Genomic DNA, 17341 nt, shown 5'->3' with positions numbered 1-17341 from the left:
TTCAAAAGCGATAATGATATTTAAGCTGTACTGCATTACTCCTTTTTTAGTAAATTTATGGAACTCCAATGTTGAAGTGATGACCGAGAACAAAACCAAAGCGAACAATAAATCCGTTATAGCTTTTCTAGACTCCATGGAGGACGAAGAAAAGCGTAAGGACGCATATGTATTAATGGAATTGTTTAAAAACATTACCCATGAACCGGCAGTAATGTGGGGCGAAAGTATAGTCGGCTTTGGTAGTTATCATTATAAATACGATTCAGGTCGGGAAGGAGATATGTGCATCACGGGATTTTCCCCTAGAAAAGCCAATTTCTCCATCTACATTATGTCAGGATTTTCCAATCAACAAGAGCTTTTGAAACAATTGGGTCCCCACAAAACAGGCAAAGCCTGTCTGTATATAAAACGCCTATCGGATATTGATATGGACGTTCTTTCCGAAATGATAAGATCATCCTACCTTCATTATAAAATCGAACATTCCCAATAAATATTTACATGCAAAACTTCACTAAATACCTAAAGACCAAGGCGAATATAGCGGAACCTGAATTTGAACTGCTTATCAAAAAAGTAGAATTCAGAAATGTTGAAAAAGGCGAAGTACTCCTGCGTCCGGGAGAAGTGTGTAGACATTCCTTCTTTGTTGAAAACGGCCTCTTACGCTCCTATACGGTAGATGATGCTGGCAAGGAACATATAATACAATTCGGTTCCGAAAATTGGATCGTTTCCGATCGTAGCTCTGCATTTTTTAATGAACCTTCAGATTTGTTCATCGATGCCGTAGAGGATACCAGGGTAGTTTTAATAAGTTCGGACTTCATAAATGAAGCCAGTGAAATAAGTTCTTCCTTTAGGAACTACAATCAAATAGCCCTTCAAAACCATATTCGACACCAACAAAAACGAATAAACCTTTTATTGAGCGCCAGTGCGGAATTGAGATATATGAATTTTATAAAATTATACCCCGATCTAACGCTAAGGGTGCCACAATGGATGATCGCTTCCTATTTGGGTATTACCCCGGAAAGTCTGAGCAGGGTACGTAAGGAATTGGCACATAAGAACTTTAAACCCAACTAAGGTCTATATTACTTATCATACATCAATGCACAGGACCCTATATCCTTGTATTATTGCTATATAATTATTAAATAGATATTGATGAATACAAAGAATATAGAAATAGTAGTGGCTCCAAGAGAACCGCACTATGTGGGAGATGGGTTTAGGGTACATAATTTTATCCCCAGGGGATATAGGTTGGATATGGAAAGAATGGATCCCTTTATCCTTCTGGATTATAATTCACCGTTCTACTTCCCTCCTACCGATAAGCCTAGAGGAGTAAGTGTGCATCCTCACCGAGGTTTTGAAACGGTTACCATAGCCTATCAAGGGAAAGTGGCCCATCATGATAGTTCGGGCAACAGTGGCGTTATTGGCGAGGGGGACGTACAATGGATGACCGCAGCCTCTGGAATACTCCATAAAGAATATCACGAAGAGAAATTTAGTAAAGAAGGTGGTTATTTCCAAATGGCCCAACTTTGGGTAAACCTTCCTGCCAAGTACAAAATGTCCACTCCAAAATATCAGGGAATAACCAATGACCGGATAAATAAATATCAGTTGGAATATAATAAAGGGGTCATTGAAGTCATAGCCGGTAACTACAAAAATATTGAAGGTGCAGCCTCTACATTTTCCCCTGTCAACATGTACAATGCGAGGATTGAAGACGGCGGTAGAGCGGATTTTAGCTTTCCTGCAAACTATAACACTGCCATGTTGGTAGTTGCCGGGGAAATAAATGTGAACGGAACACAGACGGTATCCGAAAATCATTTTGTGCTCTTTGAAAATAAGGGGGAAGATTTTAGTGTAGAGGCCACGAAGAAGTCAGTTGTTTTAATTTTAAGTGGAGAACCCCTTAACGAACCTATCGCCGCACAAGGGCCTTTTGTAATGAATACCCGTGAGGAAATAGCCCAGGCCATCAGAGATTATAATCTGGGTAAATTTGGCTATTTGGAAGAATAAAATGTACCTTGAAATAGGATAATACAGAACGAATAAAAACAATAGGGATGGACTACAAACTAATAGATAATACGGAAGGAAAGCAATATGAGTACCATATTGATGGCGTTATTGCCAAAATTGAATATATACGGGCTAAGGATAAAATTTATCTAACCCATACAGAGGTTCCCAAGGAATTGGAAGGGCAAGGAGTAGCATCCGCACTAGTTAAAGATGTGCTGAACGATATAGAAAAAAAAGAATTGACCTTGATCCCCATGTGCCCATTTGTAGCTTCCTACATAAAGAGGCACCCTGATTGGAAAAAGTTAGTGCTAAAAGGAATTAATATAGCGTAAAAATGGAACAGAAAGAAAATTCAAAGGAATACACCAATGGTGAAATTACAGTCGTCTGGAAACCTTCAAAATGTATACATTCAGGTATTTGCGTCAGAACCTTGCCCGAAGTTTACGATCCAAAAGGGAAACCGTGGATAAAGCCGGAAATGGCCACGACCGAACAATTGAAATCGCAGATCATGAAATGTCCGTCCGGTGCCCTATCGTTTTACATGAACGGCAAAAGTTAAAAACTTACATCTATCCTTAATTTGCCATGCACGATTTTCCAATTAAAGAGTATCTTTATGCAGGACTAAGCGATCGTAAAGTGCGTGTTGGTTTCAAGTTTTAATGATGTAATGTTTAAAACGAAGTCTAAAAGAATGATTAATATATTTCTCAAAAATTTTCATTTAACAGGAATAAGAATATGTCTTGGCCTTTGTTTCTTGCTCATGATCCTTAGTTGTTCCGAGGAAAAGACAGTTAGTCATATAGATCCTGTTAATTGGGAAAAGAGATACATGGCCCTACCCGAACAGGACTCACTTATAAAAGGTAGTTCCTATTTGTCCATATACTCATCCATATACGATGGAACGGAAAGAACGCTGCATCATTTAACGGCTACGGCAAGTATGAGGAATGTAAGCAATACAGATTCCATTTATATTTTAAAAGCTGAATATTACAATACCCAGGGAGAACTTATCCGTACCTATTTCAACAAACCAATATTTCTTAAACCATTGGAAACCATTGAAATTGTTATTGATCAGGATGATGAATACGGGGGTACAGGCGCAAATTTTGTTTTCGATTGGGCAGTGGAATCACATAATCACGAGCCAATTTTTGAAGCTGTTATGATCTCCACTACTGGACAACAGGGAATTTCCTTTACTACTCGGGGTATAAAATTGTAGGGGTTGTCTCGGGCCTAAACTGATATTACACCAATTTTTCCTGTCTGTACCAATTAAAAAAAGACTATATTTAATAAGGTCAAGTTTAAGGCAAATTAACCATCCTTCTTGTTATTGCTATTAACCTAATTCATGCTGCATTATGATCAAGGTACCTTCTTTTGGTAGTAAACTGAGAAAAAATATCGTGGAGGTGCCGGAGATAATCAACTCCTGTTCCGGAATACGGGTTTTTGGACAATTGTTAAAATCGTTCCTGTTCAGTACAGATGTTGCCATTATTAGAAACACCAATGCCAATGCCATTATTGCGGTCTATCCCTTTACTCCCCAGCCCTTAATTAGCCATGCCTTGATTTTAGCTGCCGACAAGCCTATATTCTGTGGGGTTGGCGGTGGAATTACCACAGGTAAGAGATCTGTGGAACTGGCTATGCATGCAGAGTTTCAAGGTGCCTTAGGGGTTGTCCTGAACAAACCGACTCCCAATGAGCTCATAGAGAGATTAAAGCTTAAAATAGATATTCCGGTAACCATTACCATTGTTTCTGAAAAAGATGATATAAAGGGTAGAATAGCCGCTGGAGTGGATATTTTTAACGTATCAGGGGCCGGTAAAACTGCCGATATTGTTAAGCGAATTAGGGATATTGACAGCTATATAGCAATTTTGGCCACTGGAGGCCATATAGAAGAGGACATTATAAAAACAATAGAGGCCGGTGCCAATGCCATTAGCTATACCCCTCCTTCCACCAGTGAGTTGTTCAAGGACATCATGTTAAAATATAGAAGTGAATAATTACCAACCAATAAACAATCAATACTTAAAACCCTAAGCCCGCATTTTATGAATATCATTCACAGTATCCCAGAAAAAATTTTTGAAAGCATTGGTATTGCAGCTGGTCTAAGCGCCTGTCTGGTTATTGCCATACAGGTGTATAAAGAATACCGCTATAAGGGCCCCAGCAGCCTCTCCAACGGCTTTATTTTTGGCTGGGTATTTATATATCTATTTTGGTGTTTTTACGGTATTCGTTTTAATACCATTGCCCTTTGGCTAACCAACGCGGTTGCAGTGGTCCTTCAATTGGCCCTCTGTTTTATTGTGGTAAGAAAAAGAAAACTGTATACTTCAAAAACATAACATTACATTATTTTTTCATCATGAAGGTAAGGCAGAATGCCTTTTTAGGCCTATTTATTCTTGTGGTGCTTTTAGACCTGTTTACTGGATACTTTCACTTTCAGGGCATGAGGCAATTTACCAAGCCTTTTATTCTTCTAACGCTAATATTGTTTTTTTGGATATGCGGAAAGCGGTTGGACAAAAAGTTATACCGTTACACCTTATTGGCTCTATTATTTTCCTTAATGGGAGACATACTTTTGCTCTATGATCACCTCTCCCCTTTATATTTTATGCTTGGACTAATAGCTTTTCTCTTGGCCCATATAAGTTATTCCGTAGTATTTCTCATCCAGGGCAAAATCATTTTAAAGAAAAAAATGCGCACTGTGGCGGTATTGCTTCTGGTCTACGGCACTGCCCTTTTCATGATGCTAAAGGACAATTTGGGTACGTTAAAAGTCCCTGTAATTATATATATCCTAGGCATTTTGGCCATGGCCATTACGGCTTTTGGTAGAAAAGACTTGGTAGATCACACAAGTTTCAAATTGGTATTTATTGGGGCACTGTTCTTTATCTTGTCCGATAGTATCCTGGCCGTCAATAAGTTTCTTGTGGCAATACCAGGGTCACACTTTCTGGTAATGGGCACCTATGCCGCAGCACAATATTTAATTGTACGCGGATTATTGACTGGTGATCAAAAACTAAATTGAACATGGAATAAATAACAATTTCCTAAAAATTAGCATAAAAGTAAATTAGCCTCATTGAATTGATTCATTTTTATTTACCTTTCTTTCCTGCTAAAATTAATATCAAACACCTATGTACAAGCCCTTATTTCTTCTTCTCAGTTTTTTTATACTACAAACCAATGCGCAAGACTTTGATTTTAAGATAGACCATTCTTCCTTGATCGTCAACAATCTTGATACTACTGCGGATTTCTACTCCAATATTCTTAAGTTAAAGGAAATCCCACATCCGGACAAGGCACCGGGATTTCGTTGGTTTCAAGTCCAGGGCAATTCACAGTTACATCTCATTTATAAGGATACCGTGGTCATGAAAAAGCATAAGTCCATGCACCTCTGTTTATCAACGCCCAACTTGGAGACCTTTATTAAACATTTGGAAGATAACGATATTGAATATGAGGATTGGCCGGGGACAAAAGGAGCGGTTACCTTGCGCACCGATGGAGTTCGACAAATATACCTTACTGATCCGGAAGGCTATTGGATTGAAGTCAATAATGCCAAACACGATTAAAAAACCTAGGCAATAGTTTGGATGGAATTATTAAATTTGGGTACTAATGTAAAAATAAATTAAGTATATGAACAAGGACAATGCGCAAAGGAACACGGTCATAGATGCCCTACTTAAAAATGAAAACATAAATTGGCAGGAAGTCCTTTCCACTGTAATTTCCGCTTTTGACTGTACTACCGGTACCATACATTTTTTGGATGAAAATTCGGGATTGTTAAAGGTCCAGGCCCATCAAGGCATACCTCCCTTTCTAATTCCCAAACTTTCGGAGATTCCTATAGGTAAGGGAATGGCCGGAATAGCGGCAGAGCGTCGTGAAGCTGTGGAAATGTGCAATCTACAAACCGATGATTCCGGTGTGGCACGTCCTGCGGCCAAAGAAACAAAGGTAGAAGGGTCTATTGCGGCTCCTATGATGTTAAATGGAACCTTGTATGGAACTTTGGGAATTGCCAAGCCCGTTCCCTATGATTTTACCAAGGAAGAAGTGAGTGATCTTTTAACTATTGGCGAAAAAATTAGTGCTGTCATAAGTAGATAGGCAATATTTAAATAATATAGAGTATTCTTTGGTACCAATTAAGAACATTGAATGCTGTATATAATAAAACAAGGACTTTCAATTCGAAAGTCCTTGTTTTATTATAAAGTTATATTCTTGACTATACTCTAGTGATCTTGGCACCAATAGCCCTTAGTCTCGTATCTATATTCTCGTAACCCCTATCTATCTGCTCAATATTATGAATGGTAGAAGTGCCCTTGGCAGACAAGGCTGCTATCAGCAAAGAAACACCGGCCCTAATGTCCGGAGACACCATGGTGGTGGCTTTTAGACTGGATTCAAAGTTATGTCCAATAACGGTAGCCCTATGTGGATCGCAAAGAATAATCTTGGCTCCCATGTCTATTAATTTATCTACAAAGAATAAACGGCTTTCAAACATCTTTTGATGGATCAAGACCTCGCCTTTAGCTTGTGTAGCCATCACTAGAATAATGCTCAACAAATCTGGTGTAAGTCCAGGCCATGGTGCATCTGCCACCGTTAAAATGGAACCGTCTATATAGTTCTGGATCTCATAGCCATCTTTATGCTCAGGAATGATGATGTCGTCCCCTTTGCGCTCCAGCTGTATCCCCAACTTTCTAAAAACAGTGGGAATTTGTCCTAAGTCGTCCCAACTTACATCTTTAATGGTCAGGTTGCTCCTCGTCATAGCGGCCAAACCTATCCAACTACCGATCTCTATCATATCCGGTAGCATTCTGTGGTCTGTTCCTCCCAGGCTTTCTACACCTTCTATTTCCAATAGATTGGAGCCGATTCCCGTAATTTTAGCTCCCATCCTATTCAGCATTTTGCACAATTGCTGTAAATATGGTTCACAGGCTGCATTGTAAATGGTGGTTTTTCCATCCGCCAATACTGCGGCCATAACAATGTTAGCCGTTCCTGTTACCGAAGCCTCATCCAAGAGCATATAGGTGCCCTTTAGTTTTTTGGCTTCAACACCATAAAAGTGCTCTTCCTTGTTATATCTAAATTTGGCCCCCAATTTTATAAAACCTTCAAAGTGGGTATCCAATCGCCTACGTCCAATTTTATCACCCCCCGGTTTGGGAATATATCCCTTACCAAAACGTGCCAATAAAGGACCTACCAGCATAATGGATCCCCTAAGGCCCCTGCCGTCCTCTTTAAATTGGGAAGATTGCAGGTAGTCCAAATTAATATCATCAGCCATAAATGTATATGACCCCTGACCTTTCTTTTGGATCTTAACCCCCAAATCCTCCAACAAGGAAATTAGTTTGTTGACATCTACAATATCTGGGATATTGGTAATCGATACTTTTTCTGAGGTAAGCAATACGGCACATAGAATTTGTAATGCTTCATTCTTGGCCCCTTGCGGCGTAATTTCACCATGTAATTGATGACCGCCTTCTATTTTAAATGTTCCCATTAAGGTTTGAGAAGATTAATACCGCTTTTTTCCGCGGTTTTGATTTCTTTGCGTTTTTTTACCAGAACTGGTCCTTGGCGTTTTAGCCACACGATTTTTTAGGAATTGTCCACTTTCAGTCAAGTTCTCCCCTTCCTTGGCAAGATCTATCTTTCCATCGCTTAACTCGTAAAGATGCTTAAAAATAGCCTTGTCGTCCACAGTGTCCTTGTTCCAATTTAGATAACACTTTTTCATGTGGTTGGCTATGGCGTACTCCAATCCGTCTCGCATATCACCCTTTTCCCACTTTACGGCCACATCGATCATACGCTTTATGTTGTTTCCATAAAACCTATATTTTGGAAAATTTTGAGGATACTCCAATGGATCCGGACGCTTTTGCAAGGTCTCTTTAGAAGTTATTGGAAATGGCGATTCCACATTCAATTTAAAATCGGACATGATAAACAATTGGTCCCAAAGTTTATGTTGAAAATCGGGTACGTCCCTTAAATGAGGTTGAATATTGCCCATTACACTTATGATGGCCTGGGCCACTCGGTTACGTTCCGCATCGTCCTCAATGGAGATGGCATGGTCCACCATTTTCTGGAAATGGCGACCGTACTCCGGTATAATGAGCTTTGGTCGCTCAGTATTGTATTCTAAGTTTTCTACTAAATTCAAATTGAAATATTTATTGCTATTTATTTATGATAAGGAAGTGCTCTTATAACGTCTGCAAATTAACAAAATTATGCCACAAATACTATTTTAGAGTGATATTACCCCTTTTACCTCCCCTACTTCCTTATATTTTTGAATTACTTCATCGGGATTTTTAAGGTTCACGGTAATGCTCAAACTGGTATATTTTGCATTTTTGGATTGTTTGGATTCGATCACCGCACCGGTATTATCAAAAATATCTTGAATCTGTTTAATTTTTTCGGTATCGGTAGGTACTATAAACTTATAAAGATAATTGGACGGCCATTTACTACTTTCTGCCAATTGCTCCCTTAATCTACCATAAAATTCCTCTGATTTTTCCTGATCCATGCCAATGTTTTTGCAAATATATAAAGTATCATTGTCAATTTTTTAATCTTAGGGCTATTTCATTACTTTGCAACTCCATTTTATGCATGTGGTTGCAGAACTTTAAACACCGCTATTTGAATTTAGAAAGAATTGTCATTACGGGTGGACCCAGTACAGGAAAGACATCTATCATAGAAAAAATTGAAAGGGAAGGCTTCTTTTGTTTTAGTGAGATTTCACGCGAGATTACGCTGGAAGCTAGGAAGCAAGGTATTCCACAGTTATTCGTTTCCGATCCCTTACTGTTTAGCCAAAGAATTATGGAAGGCAGGATCAAGCAATTCCAGGCCGCCAGCGAGCTGGACAAACCCATTGTTTTTTATGATCGCGGTATTCCGGACGTAGTGGCCTATATGGATTGTTTCGGCCAGTCCTATGACGATCATTTTGTTGAGAGCTGTAAAAACTACCGATACGACCACGTTTTTTTACTACCGCCTTGGAAGGAAATACACGAATCCGACAATGAGCGTTATGAAAACTTTGAAGAGGCAGAGCGCATCCATACCTTTCTGGAAAAAGCCTACACCCACTACGGCTACAAAATTATAGATGTTCCCAAGGAAACCGTAGAAGGAAGAGTTACCTTTATACTTGATAAACTAAAGAGGCTATAGTGCAGCAACAGCCAAAGGATATATTGCAAAAATTTTGGGGGTTTCCGGATTTCAAAAATTCCCAGGAAGACATCATTAGTGCTGTTATGAACGGTCAGGATGTTTTGGCACTACTCCCAACGGGAGGAGGAAAATCCTTATGCTATCAGGTACCGGCATTGGCCAGCGAAGGTATCTGTATTGTGGTATCCCCCTTAATTGCCTTGATCCGAAACCAAGTGGATACCCTAAAAAAACTGGGCATTAAAGCCATTGCGCTTACAGGGGGAATTTCCTTTGATGAAGTGAACAACCTGTTGGACAATTGCCTCTACGGCAACTATAAATTCCTGTACCTGTCTCCGGAAAGGCTACAACAGGAATTGGTGCAGGAGCGCATTAGGCAAATGAACGTTAACCTTATTGCCATTGATGAAGCGCATTGCATTAGTCAATGGGGCAACGATTTTAGACCTGCCTACTTGGAATGCCATATTTTAAAGGAACTGGCACCCAATGTGCCCATGATAGCTTTGACCGCTACGGCAACGGACATGGTGGTCAAGGATATATGCCAAAATCTACATTTGGAACTACCATTGGTGGTGAAGGATTCCTTTTCCCGGAACAATATAACCTTTAGTGTATGCTGGGAAGAGGACAAGAAGTACCGTCTTAAGGAATTATGTGCCCAGACCAATACCAGCACCATAGTATATGTGCGCAGTAGAAAAATGACCATGGAACTGGCCTATTACCTAACCCAACAAGGACATACGGCCACTTTTTTTCATGGTGGTATTTCCAAAAAGGACAAGGATACCAGATTGAACCAGTGGTTGGAAAACAAGGTTAAGATTATGGTGGCCACCAATGCCTTTGGAATGGGGATAGACAAGCCCGATGTTGGCCTTGTTGTACATTACCAAATTCCGGACAGTATGGAAAACTACTTTCAAGAAGCAGGAAGGGCAGGTCGGGACGGTGAACCCGCAAATGCGGTATTAATCACCAACCCTATGGACGAGGCCCAGGTAAGGAAACAATTTTTAGGGGTCTTGCCAGATGTTGACTTCCTTAAATTATTGTATCGAAAATTGGCCAACTATTTTCAGATTCCTTTTGGGGAAGGTAGTGGCGAAACTTATCAATTACCCTTCAATTCCTTTTGTGAAACCTATAAACTAAACACTACATTAACGTACAATGGGTTAAGGTTGCTGGACCAGAACTCCGTAATATCCCTAACGGAAGCCTTTTCGCAAAGAACCAGTATACTCATGATAGCTTCCAAGCATCAAATATTTGATTACCTTGAAAAAAATAGGTCATCGGCAACTATAGTCCAAACCATTCTGAGAACCTACGGCGGTATTTTCGATTTTGAGACCAAAATCAATCCCCTATTGATTTCAAGGAAAGCCAACACAACCGAAAAGGAGGTGCTAGGGGTATTGGAACAAATGGAAAAGGATGAAATTATTGAATACCATGCCCAACATAGCGATCTGGAAATTACCTTTTTGGTACCCAGGGAGGATGAACGGACGATCAACATCTTCGCTAAAAAAATAAAACAGATACAACAGGTAAAAAAGGACAATGTAGAAAGTATGTTGACCTATATTAAGAATGCCAAGCTGTGCAGAAACCGTCAAATTCTCAACTACTTTGGTGAAACTTCCAAGGACAACTGTGGTAAATGTGATGTATGTATCCAAAAAAATCCTGTTAACAATGATATTATAAAAATCATAGAACAGGATATTTTACAAATATTAATGGTAAAAAAAGAAAGTTCCAGAGGGCTGATAAAATTATTGACCTATAAGGAAAGTTCCGTTATTTTGGCCTTGCAAAGATTATTGGAAGAGCAGAGAATTAGCGTGAATTCTATTAACCAGTACGAAATAATCAAAAGATGAGCAAACCACGAATAGTGTTTATGGGCACCCCGGATTTTGCCGTGGCCATTTTGGACAAGTTAGTAAAAAACGACTGTAATATTGTAGGGGTAATTACTGCGCCTGACAAGCCTGCGGGCCGAGGAAGAAAATTACATGAATCTGCTGTAAAGCTATATGCCGTGGAACATGGTCTAAAGGTAATGCAGCCTACCAACTTAAAGGATCCCAATTTTATTAAGGAATTGGAGGGGTTGTTGCCAGAACTTCAGATTGTAGTGGCTTTTAGAATGTTGCCCAAGGTGGTGTGGAGCATGCCAACGCTGGGCACTTTTAACCTTCATGCTTCCCTCCTGCCCCAATACCGTGGTGCGGCCCCTATTAATTGGGCCATCATAAACGGGGAGACGGAAACGGGGGTGACAACTTTCTTTATTGATGACAAAATTGATACCGGTGCCATATTGCTTCAAAGGAAAACCAATATTTCGGAGGAGGATACTGCAGGTACCTTGCACGATAAACTGATGTATCTGGGTGCGGACCTCGTATTGGAAACCATACATCAACTACAGAACAAAGCCATAGTGCCCTCCAAACAACAGGGGGATGGACCTTTAAAGGAGGCGCACAAAATACACAAAGAGACTTGTGAAATAGATTGGAAACAGGATATTGCTACTATATATAATTTTATTAGAGGATTAAGTCCCTACCCTACTGCCTGGACTACCATGTACAATGGGGAGGACGAACTTTTTTTAAAGATATACGCTGCCAAAATGGATTTGGAACCGCACCAATTAAAGTTAGGGACCCTTGTTGCCACCAAAAATGAACTAAAGGTGGCCGTAAAGGGAGGATTTATTAACTTATTGGAAATTCAGTTGCCCGGAAAAAGAAAAATGACCACCAAAGAGGTGTTAAACGGATTAAAATTGGCAAAAAACACCTATGTTGGGTAAACCCCCATGTTCATTGGGGGTATGGGAAATCGTAAAAAAAACCCTACTTTATCAACAAACGTTTCAAGTTATCAACAAAATTGCGGATTTCCCCCTATTTTACTTGCGTTAATGGCAAATCCGTATAAATTTGTTGAAGTATTTAATTATAATTAATAACACTTAATTTATCGAAATTATGAACAAAACAGAATTAATCGATGCAATGGCAGCTGATGCTGGCATTACTAAAGCAGCAGCCAAAAAGGCATTGGAATCTTTCTTAGGAAACGTTGAAGGTTCTCTAAAAAAAGGTGGTAGAGTATCTCTAGTAGGTTTCGGATCATGGTCTGTATCTAAAAGAAATGCAAGAGAAGGTAGAAATCCATCAACTGGAAAGACTATCCAAATTGCAGCTAAAAATGTAGTGAAGTTTAAAGCAGGTGCTGATTTAAGCGGTGCAGTAAACTAGTCATAATATTATTATACATCAAAAGCACTTCTTTAACCGGAAGTGCTTTTTTTGTACAAAAGACTTTTCAGATTAACGGATTTGTTTTATTTTAGGGATACTAGAACATACAATATGGTCGCTGAAAAGCCAAAAAAAGGTAAATTGCTCATTGCTGAGCCAACACTTTCAGGGGATGTTTCCTTTAACAGGTCTATAGTCCTGTTAGCGGAACATAACCATGAGGGATCTGTTGGTTTTATCTTGAACAAGCCTTTGGACTATAGTATAAACGATCTGGTTACCGAAATAGATCTGCCTTTTCAAGTGTACAATGGCGGTCCCGTGGAACAGGACAATCTTTATTTTATCCACAAGGTTCCTGAATTGATAGAGAATAGTATTGAGATTTCCGACGGAATCTATTGGGGCGGGGATTTCGGCTCTATTGTGGACCTTATCAACAATAAGGTCATTTCTGAAAACGATATCCGTTTCTTTCTAGGCTATTCCGGTTGGTCCTCCTTGCAATTGGACCAGGAATTGAATTCCAAATCATGGGTAGTAGTAAAAAATGTCTACGAAAGTGCCATTATCCAAAAATCCTCCAATGCTTTCTGGAAGGAAAAAATGATGGAACTGGGCGGCAATTACCTTATATGGTCCAATGCCCCTGAAAATCCTAACCTAAATTAAGTATAGATCTTTAGTTAAGCCTTGCGGCGGCATTAAGTTTACCCAATAAATCGGCAGCTACCTTAGTATCATACTCTTTCTTTCTATATTTTGTAATGGGCCGTATACCGCTAATGGCATTGGTTATAAACAGCTCATCGGCTTTTTGGAGCTCAAAGGGGGAAATAAAAGTTTCTTCAAATTGATACTTGTCCAAGGAGCCTAAAATAGAAATGAGTTTCTTACGCACAATACCGTTTAGACAACCGTCCTTTAGGGATGGGGTTTTAATATGTTGGTCCTTTACCAAAAAGAGATTGCCATTAAGGGCTTCCACCACCTTTTTTTCCTGGTTCAATAACAAACAGTTCTGATAGCCGTTCTCGGAAGCAAAAATACTGCCCACCACGTTGATTACCTTATTATTGGTCTTTAAGGTAGACAGCATGTCCGGATTAACATAAAAGTCCTTAAAGAGCTCTACTTCGTAGGCATCATTATTTAGGATAAAGAAAGGGGATTCCAATGCACTGGCCTCAATAATATAGGACACATCATTGGTTTCCGGCAGATATAATCCGCCATTATTTCTAAAAACGGTAAATCGTATCCTGGCCGGTTTCTCCAACATGCCATTGGCATCCACACAGGCCAAGATTTGTTCTTCCAGATATTCCATGGTAAAATTCATAGGGATTTCCATTCTCAAAATCCGCATGGAAGCCATAAGCCGAAGATAGTGGTCCTCCCAAAAGAATATTTTTCCGTTTACTACCCTAATGGCTTCGAACAGGGCATCGCCATAGCGCAGTCCCCTATTTTCGTGATTAAGGTAAGATGTGTTTTTAGAAAGTAGGTTTCCATTAAAATTAACCATAAAAAAAGCCTTGAAAAAATCAAGGCCAAAGATACGTTATATTCCATTAATGGTTTAGGCGGAACCCAATACCTGTTTTAAACTGGATACTTGGTTCTCCCATAGCATTTTAGCCTCGTCCACTTCATCGTCATAGGCAAAATCTGTAATAAAGAGGGACACGTCCTTGGTAATTTCGTCTACGATAATACGCATTTCGAAAAAACTATCATCTTCTTCGGCCACCCAGGTAAATTTCACAAATTCATCGCTCTTTCGTTTTAATAATTTTGCCTGCTCCTCGGAGCCATCCCAAATAAAATTGAACATTTCTCCTCGGGAATTAACGTTGTCGGCGAACCATTCGGACAGTCCGGAAGGGGTAGATATATATTGATATAGTAGTTGTGGTGAGGATTGAATTACAAATTCAACTTCAAATTTAATTTTATCGCTCATTCTGAATAGTGTTTATGGCGGACAATATATATATTTATAAATGATTAAAAAATAAAACCGAGATAATATTTTTAGCAATCTAATTTGGAAAGGACAGAAAATTAACTTTATATTTGCACCCGTTAAAAACGGCATGGCGAGGTAGCTCAGTTGGTTAGAGCGTCGGATTCATAACCCGGAGGTCACGAGTTCAACTCTCGTTCTCGCTACAAAACTTAAGTTTATATAAATCAACGGATTGGCAATAGCTGATCCGTTTTTTTATGCCCAGATTTGGCAGAAGGCTTTTTCTTGAACACGTTTTAGAACACATTTTCATAATCTAGCATCTGTAAAGCCTTGCAAATAGAAGGTTTTGAAAAACCAAGCAGGGATTCTCCACTCCACTATTTGAAAATGATGAATGTGAGTGCAACCTTGCTGAAGAACTATCACATGCTGCAGGATTTTTGCTTGGGACCATCAGAATTTATCCGAAATCTGGAATTGGCTATTTGCAGGTGGACATGCAATTGATAGATATATTCTAAAGAAAACAGTACACAACAGAGCCTAAAATTAATACGGGATTCTGGCTAAATCCAATGGTTTTTGTATATTTAAGAAGTCCGTCAAATTGAAAATTACGCGATAGCAAAATATTCAAAATTTGGCTTTTAAAATGAAAAGATAAAAATACACCCCCGAACGCCTGCCTGACTGCATTCGGGCGAAGGTAGGCAAAAAGCTTGGCAGGCGGAAACTGGCCAGCGCGCCAATGCGCCCGCTGGTATAGCAGACGGGGTACCTCTGCACTATGCTTAGCTCAACCGTTGTGTACAAGCGCAATGTTGTAATTTACAGTTTTTATTAATTTTGGAATATGGCACTTGACCTAAAGAAATTTTTCATTTCAAACCAGCATTGCAATAAAATTATAAGTGATGATTACATGTTTATTGAATTTAATTGCCCCATTGAAATGGAAAATTTTAAATTATGGACAGAAATTCCATTTTTAGCTTACATAGTTAGTGGCAGAAAAGATTGGACAACTTTAAATAAAACCTATTGTTTAAAAGAAGGGGATGCTGTTTTTGTTAGAAAAGGTGTTTTTAAAACCAAGCAATATTTTGAAGAGAATTATTGTAGCCTACTTTTTTTTATTACAGACGATTTTATCAGACGGTTTTGTAAAGAACATCATGAAGCTCTGCCTAAAACTTCAGCAGACTTTCTAGAAAATCAAATTTATAAAATCAATGTTAATGACCCTTTAAGCTCGCTTTTTTTAACAGTTTTCAATTATTTAAAAGCTGGGAAAGAAATACCAAAAGGTCTGGTAGAAATGAAATTTAAAGAGCTTTTATTTAATATAACAATAGATCCATTAAACAGAGAGTTAGTGGCACTCTTTAATTCTATTCAACAAGTTGAAAAAACTAATCTCAATGATGTGATGATTAAAAATTTTCAAAGTGATCTAACGCTGGAAGAGTATGCACGTTTATGCGGGAGAAGCTTGTCCACTTTTAAAAGAGATTTTCAAAATCATTTTAAAGAAACACCAGGTAAGTGGCTAAATAATAAACGTCTTGAGTATGCCAAAATGTTGCTACAAAACCAAGATTTAAATATCAATGATGTCTGTTGGGAAAGTGGTTTTAAGAATACTTCACACTTTAATAGTGCTTTTAAGAATAAATACAAATTGCCCCCTAATCAGTTCAGAAAAGAGCATTACAATCTTTAGATTTTATTTTTCTGATATTTTCTTTTCTTTTTAAACTTGAACTTTTTACCAAACAAATCGAATTTTAAAGTAAATCGAAGACTTTAAATACAGAATACATTTGTCATATTGAATCTGAAACACATAAAAAAGACCATAAAGAACTATCGGAAATCAAATGAAATCTTACATAAAAGCATCTCTAAGCCATGACCATCCATAAAAAGATGGTTTTTTTTTGCTTTGAACTTTTTACCAAATAATTTGAACTTTAGAGTAAATCCTACACTTCGCAATCGCAATACATTTGTATCAAACAAATATTAATAATTAAAATATTAAAAAAATGGAAGCAACAACAGTAAACATGAAAAACGGAGTAAACGTAGATCAATTAGTAGAAACAATTGGTCACATTCAAGATCAACCAGAATTGGCTAAATTCGAATTCAGAGCCAAAAACAATTGGATTGAAGGAGGACATTGTGTGTCTAGTGTTAAAGGATTCTATGGTGCAGGTCAAGAAGACTCAACACGTGAAGAAACTTTCACATTGGCATGTAGTCATCCACAAGTATTATTAGGAGCCGACGAAGGTGCTACACCACCAGAAGTAGTACTTCATGCTTTAAGTTCTTGTTTAACTGGAGCCATGGTTTATCATGCTGCAGCAAATGGAATTGATATTGATGGCGCAGAATCTAACATTAAAGGCACAGCAGACTTACATGGTTTTTTAGGATTGGATCCTGAAGTTCGTAAGGGATTTAACGGCATTCACTTTAAACTAAAAGTAAAATCGGATGCTACTGTTGAACAATTGGAAAATTTGGCAAAATTTTCGCCTGTATTCGACATGATTACTAATCCAACACCTGTTACAATCGAAATTGTAAAAGAGTAATTTCTTTAAAAAAGACTACTCTATAAAGTTAGAGTAGTCTTTTTTATTTCAATCAAAAAGTA

Annotated in this window: 23 protein-coding genes and 1 tRNA gene; 19 read left to right on the top strand and 5 right to left on the bottom strand. The window is 38.5% G+C overall.

Translation table 11 applies throughout. The annotated features are described in order from the left end of the window. The first annotated feature begins 13 nt into the window (after positions 1-13). The 11 genes from BUA60_RS06335 (at position 14) to BUA60_RS06285 (ending at position 6264) form a co-directional block, all read left to right on the top strand. On the top strand, positions 14-499 hold the full coding sequence (locus tag BUA60_RS06335; protein WP_245802502.1) for a DUF1801 domain-containing protein: 486 nt from the start codon (positions 14-16) through the stop codon (positions 497-499). An 8-nt stretch (positions 500-507) separates the two neighbouring features. Continuing rightward, entirely contained in the window at positions 508-1098 is a 591-nt protein-coding gene (locus BUA60_RS06330) for a Crp/Fnr family transcriptional regulator (protein WP_072860937.1), read from the top strand. Between the two features lie 81 nt (positions 1099-1179). Beyond that, positions 1180-2058, top strand: coding sequence for a pirin family protein (locus tag BUA60_RS06325; protein ID WP_072860936.1), 879 nt, complete (start codon positions 1180-1182; stop codon positions 2056-2058). Between the two features lie 47 nt (positions 2059-2105). Continuing rightward, a complete protein-coding gene (locus BUA60_RS06320) occupies positions 2106-2399 on the top strand; it encodes a GNAT family N-acetyltransferase (RefSeq protein WP_072860935.1) in 294 nt (97 codons plus the stop codon). A 2-nt stretch (positions 2400-2401) separates the two neighbouring features. Then, positions 2402-2632 carry a (4Fe-4S)-binding protein gene (locus BUA60_RS06315; protein WP_072860934.1) on the top strand — a complete coding sequence of 77 codons (231 nt, stop codon included), beginning with the start codon at positions 2402-2404 and terminating at the stop codon, positions 2630-2632. A 135-nt stretch (positions 2633-2767) separates the two neighbouring features. Beyond that, entirely contained in the window at positions 2768-3310 is a 543-nt protein-coding gene (locus BUA60_RS06310) for a DUF3124 domain-containing protein (protein WP_084532515.1), read from the top strand. A 142-nt stretch (positions 3311-3452) separates the two neighbouring features. Next, positions 3453-4112 (top strand): hydrolase, encoded by a 660-nt coding sequence (locus BUA60_RS06305; protein ID WP_072860932.1) that lies wholly within the window; start codon positions 3453-3455, stop codon positions 4110-4112. Between the two features lie 48 nt (positions 4113-4160). Next, entirely contained in the window at positions 4161-4460 is a 300-nt protein-coding gene (locus tag BUA60_RS06300; RefSeq protein ID WP_072860931.1) for a hypothetical protein, read from the top strand. A gap of 20 nt (positions 4461-4480) precedes the next feature. Then, on the top strand, positions 4481-5161 hold the full coding sequence (locus tag BUA60_RS06295) for a lysoplasmalogenase (protein ID WP_072860930.1): 681 nt from the start codon (positions 4481-4483) through the stop codon (positions 5159-5161). Positions 5162-5273: 112 nt separating this feature from the next. Further along, on the top strand, positions 5274-5720 hold the full coding sequence (locus BUA60_RS06290) for a VOC family protein (RefSeq protein WP_072860929.1): 447 nt from the start codon (positions 5274-5276) through the stop codon (positions 5718-5720). Positions 5721-5787: 67 nt separating this feature from the next. Beyond that, entirely contained in the window at positions 5788-6264 is a 477-nt protein-coding gene (locus tag BUA60_RS06285; RefSeq protein WP_072860928.1) for a GAF domain-containing protein, read from the top strand. Positions 6265-6385: 121 nt separating this feature from the next. On the opposite strand, the gene murA is transcribed toward BUA60_RS06285, so the two are convergent. From murA to BUA60_RS06270, 3 genes are all read right to left on the bottom strand, one after another. Beyond that, complete coding sequence (gene murA, locus BUA60_RS06280; protein ID WP_072860927.1) at positions 6386-7693, bottom strand: UDP-N-acetylglucosamine 1-carboxyvinyltransferase; 1308 nt, start codon at positions 7691-7693, stop codon at positions 6386-6388. Positions 7694-7708: 15 nt separating this feature from the next. Further along, positions 7709-8362 carry a DUF4290 domain-containing protein gene (locus BUA60_RS06275; RefSeq protein WP_072860926.1) on the bottom strand — a complete coding sequence of 218 codons (654 nt, stop codon included), beginning with the start codon at positions 8360-8362 and terminating at the stop codon, positions 7709-7711. 87 nt (positions 8363-8449) lie between these two features. Then, entirely contained in the window at positions 8450-8737 is a 288-nt protein-coding gene (locus BUA60_RS06270) for a DUF493 family protein (RefSeq protein ID WP_072860925.1), read from the bottom strand. Positions 8738-8853: 116 nt separating this feature from the next. On the opposite strand from BUA60_RS06270, the gene BUA60_RS06265 reads away from it, so the two are divergent. The 5 genes from BUA60_RS06265 to BUA60_RS06245 all read left to right on the top strand — a co-directional run bounded on the left by BUA60_RS06265 (position 8854) and on the right by BUA60_RS06245 (position 13370). Next, a complete protein-coding gene (locus tag BUA60_RS06265) occupies positions 8854-9396 on the top strand; it encodes an AAA family ATPase (RefSeq protein ID WP_072861580.1) in 543 nt (180 codons plus the stop codon). Then, entirely contained in the window at positions 9396-11300 is a 1905-nt protein-coding gene (locus BUA60_RS06260; RefSeq protein ID WP_072860924.1) for a RecQ family ATP-dependent DNA helicase, read from the top strand. Before BUA60_RS06265 ends, BUA60_RS06260 begins: the two co-directional genes overlap by 1 nt. Beyond that, a complete protein-coding gene (fmt, locus tag BUA60_RS06255) occupies positions 11297-12244 on the top strand; it encodes a methionyl-tRNA formyltransferase (protein ID WP_072860923.1) in 948 nt (315 codons plus the stop codon). Before BUA60_RS06260 ends, fmt begins: the two co-directional genes overlap by 4 nt. A gap of 178 nt (positions 12245-12422) precedes the next feature. Next, positions 12423-12695, top strand: coding sequence for an HU family DNA-binding protein (locus BUA60_RS06250; protein WP_031443811.1), 273 nt, complete (start codon positions 12423-12425; stop codon positions 12693-12695). A gap of 114 nt (positions 12696-12809) precedes the next feature. Further along, positions 12810-13370 (top strand): YqgE/AlgH family protein, encoded by a 561-nt coding sequence (locus BUA60_RS06245; RefSeq protein ID WP_072860922.1) that lies wholly within the window; start codon positions 12810-12812, stop codon positions 13368-13370. A 10-nt stretch (positions 13371-13380) separates the two neighbouring features. On the opposite strand, the gene BUA60_RS06240 is transcribed toward BUA60_RS06245, so the two are convergent. Beyond that, positions 13381-14226 (bottom strand): aminotransferase class IV, encoded by an 846-nt coding sequence (locus BUA60_RS06240; RefSeq protein WP_072860921.1) that lies wholly within the window; start codon positions 14224-14226, stop codon positions 13381-13383. Between the two features lie 54 nt (positions 14227-14280). Then, positions 14281-14664, bottom strand: a complete 384-nt coding sequence (locus BUA60_RS06235; protein ID WP_072860920.1) for an START-like domain-containing protein — start codon at positions 14662-14664, stop codon at positions 14281-14283. Positions 14665-14799: 135 nt separating this feature from the next. Between BUA60_RS06235 and BUA60_RS06230 the strand changes: the two genes are divergently transcribed. The 3 genes from BUA60_RS06230 to BUA60_RS06220 all read left to right on the top strand — a co-directional run bounded on the left by BUA60_RS06230 (position 14800) and on the right by BUA60_RS06220 (position 17279). Beyond that, positions 14800-14873 (top strand) — tRNA-Met (locus BUA60_RS06230). A 653-nt stretch (positions 14874-15526) separates the two neighbouring features. Beyond that, positions 15527-16396, top strand: coding sequence for a helix-turn-helix domain-containing protein (locus BUA60_RS06225; protein WP_072860919.1), 870 nt, complete (start codon positions 15527-15529; stop codon positions 16394-16396). 325 nt (positions 16397-16721) lie between these two features. After that, positions 16722-17279 (top strand): OsmC family protein, encoded by a 558-nt coding sequence (locus BUA60_RS06220; RefSeq protein ID WP_072860918.1) that lies wholly within the window; start codon positions 16722-16724, stop codon positions 17277-17279. The last annotated feature ends 62 nt before the right edge of the window (positions 17280-17341 follow it).

This window comes from Arenibacter palladensis, assembly GCF_900129275.1.
In the GTDB taxonomy this organism is placed as follows: Bacteria; Bacteroidota; Bacteroidia; order Flavobacteriales; family Flavobacteriaceae; genus Arenibacter; species Arenibacter palladensis.
This window is presented reverse-complemented; position numbering and strand designations above follow the sequence as displayed.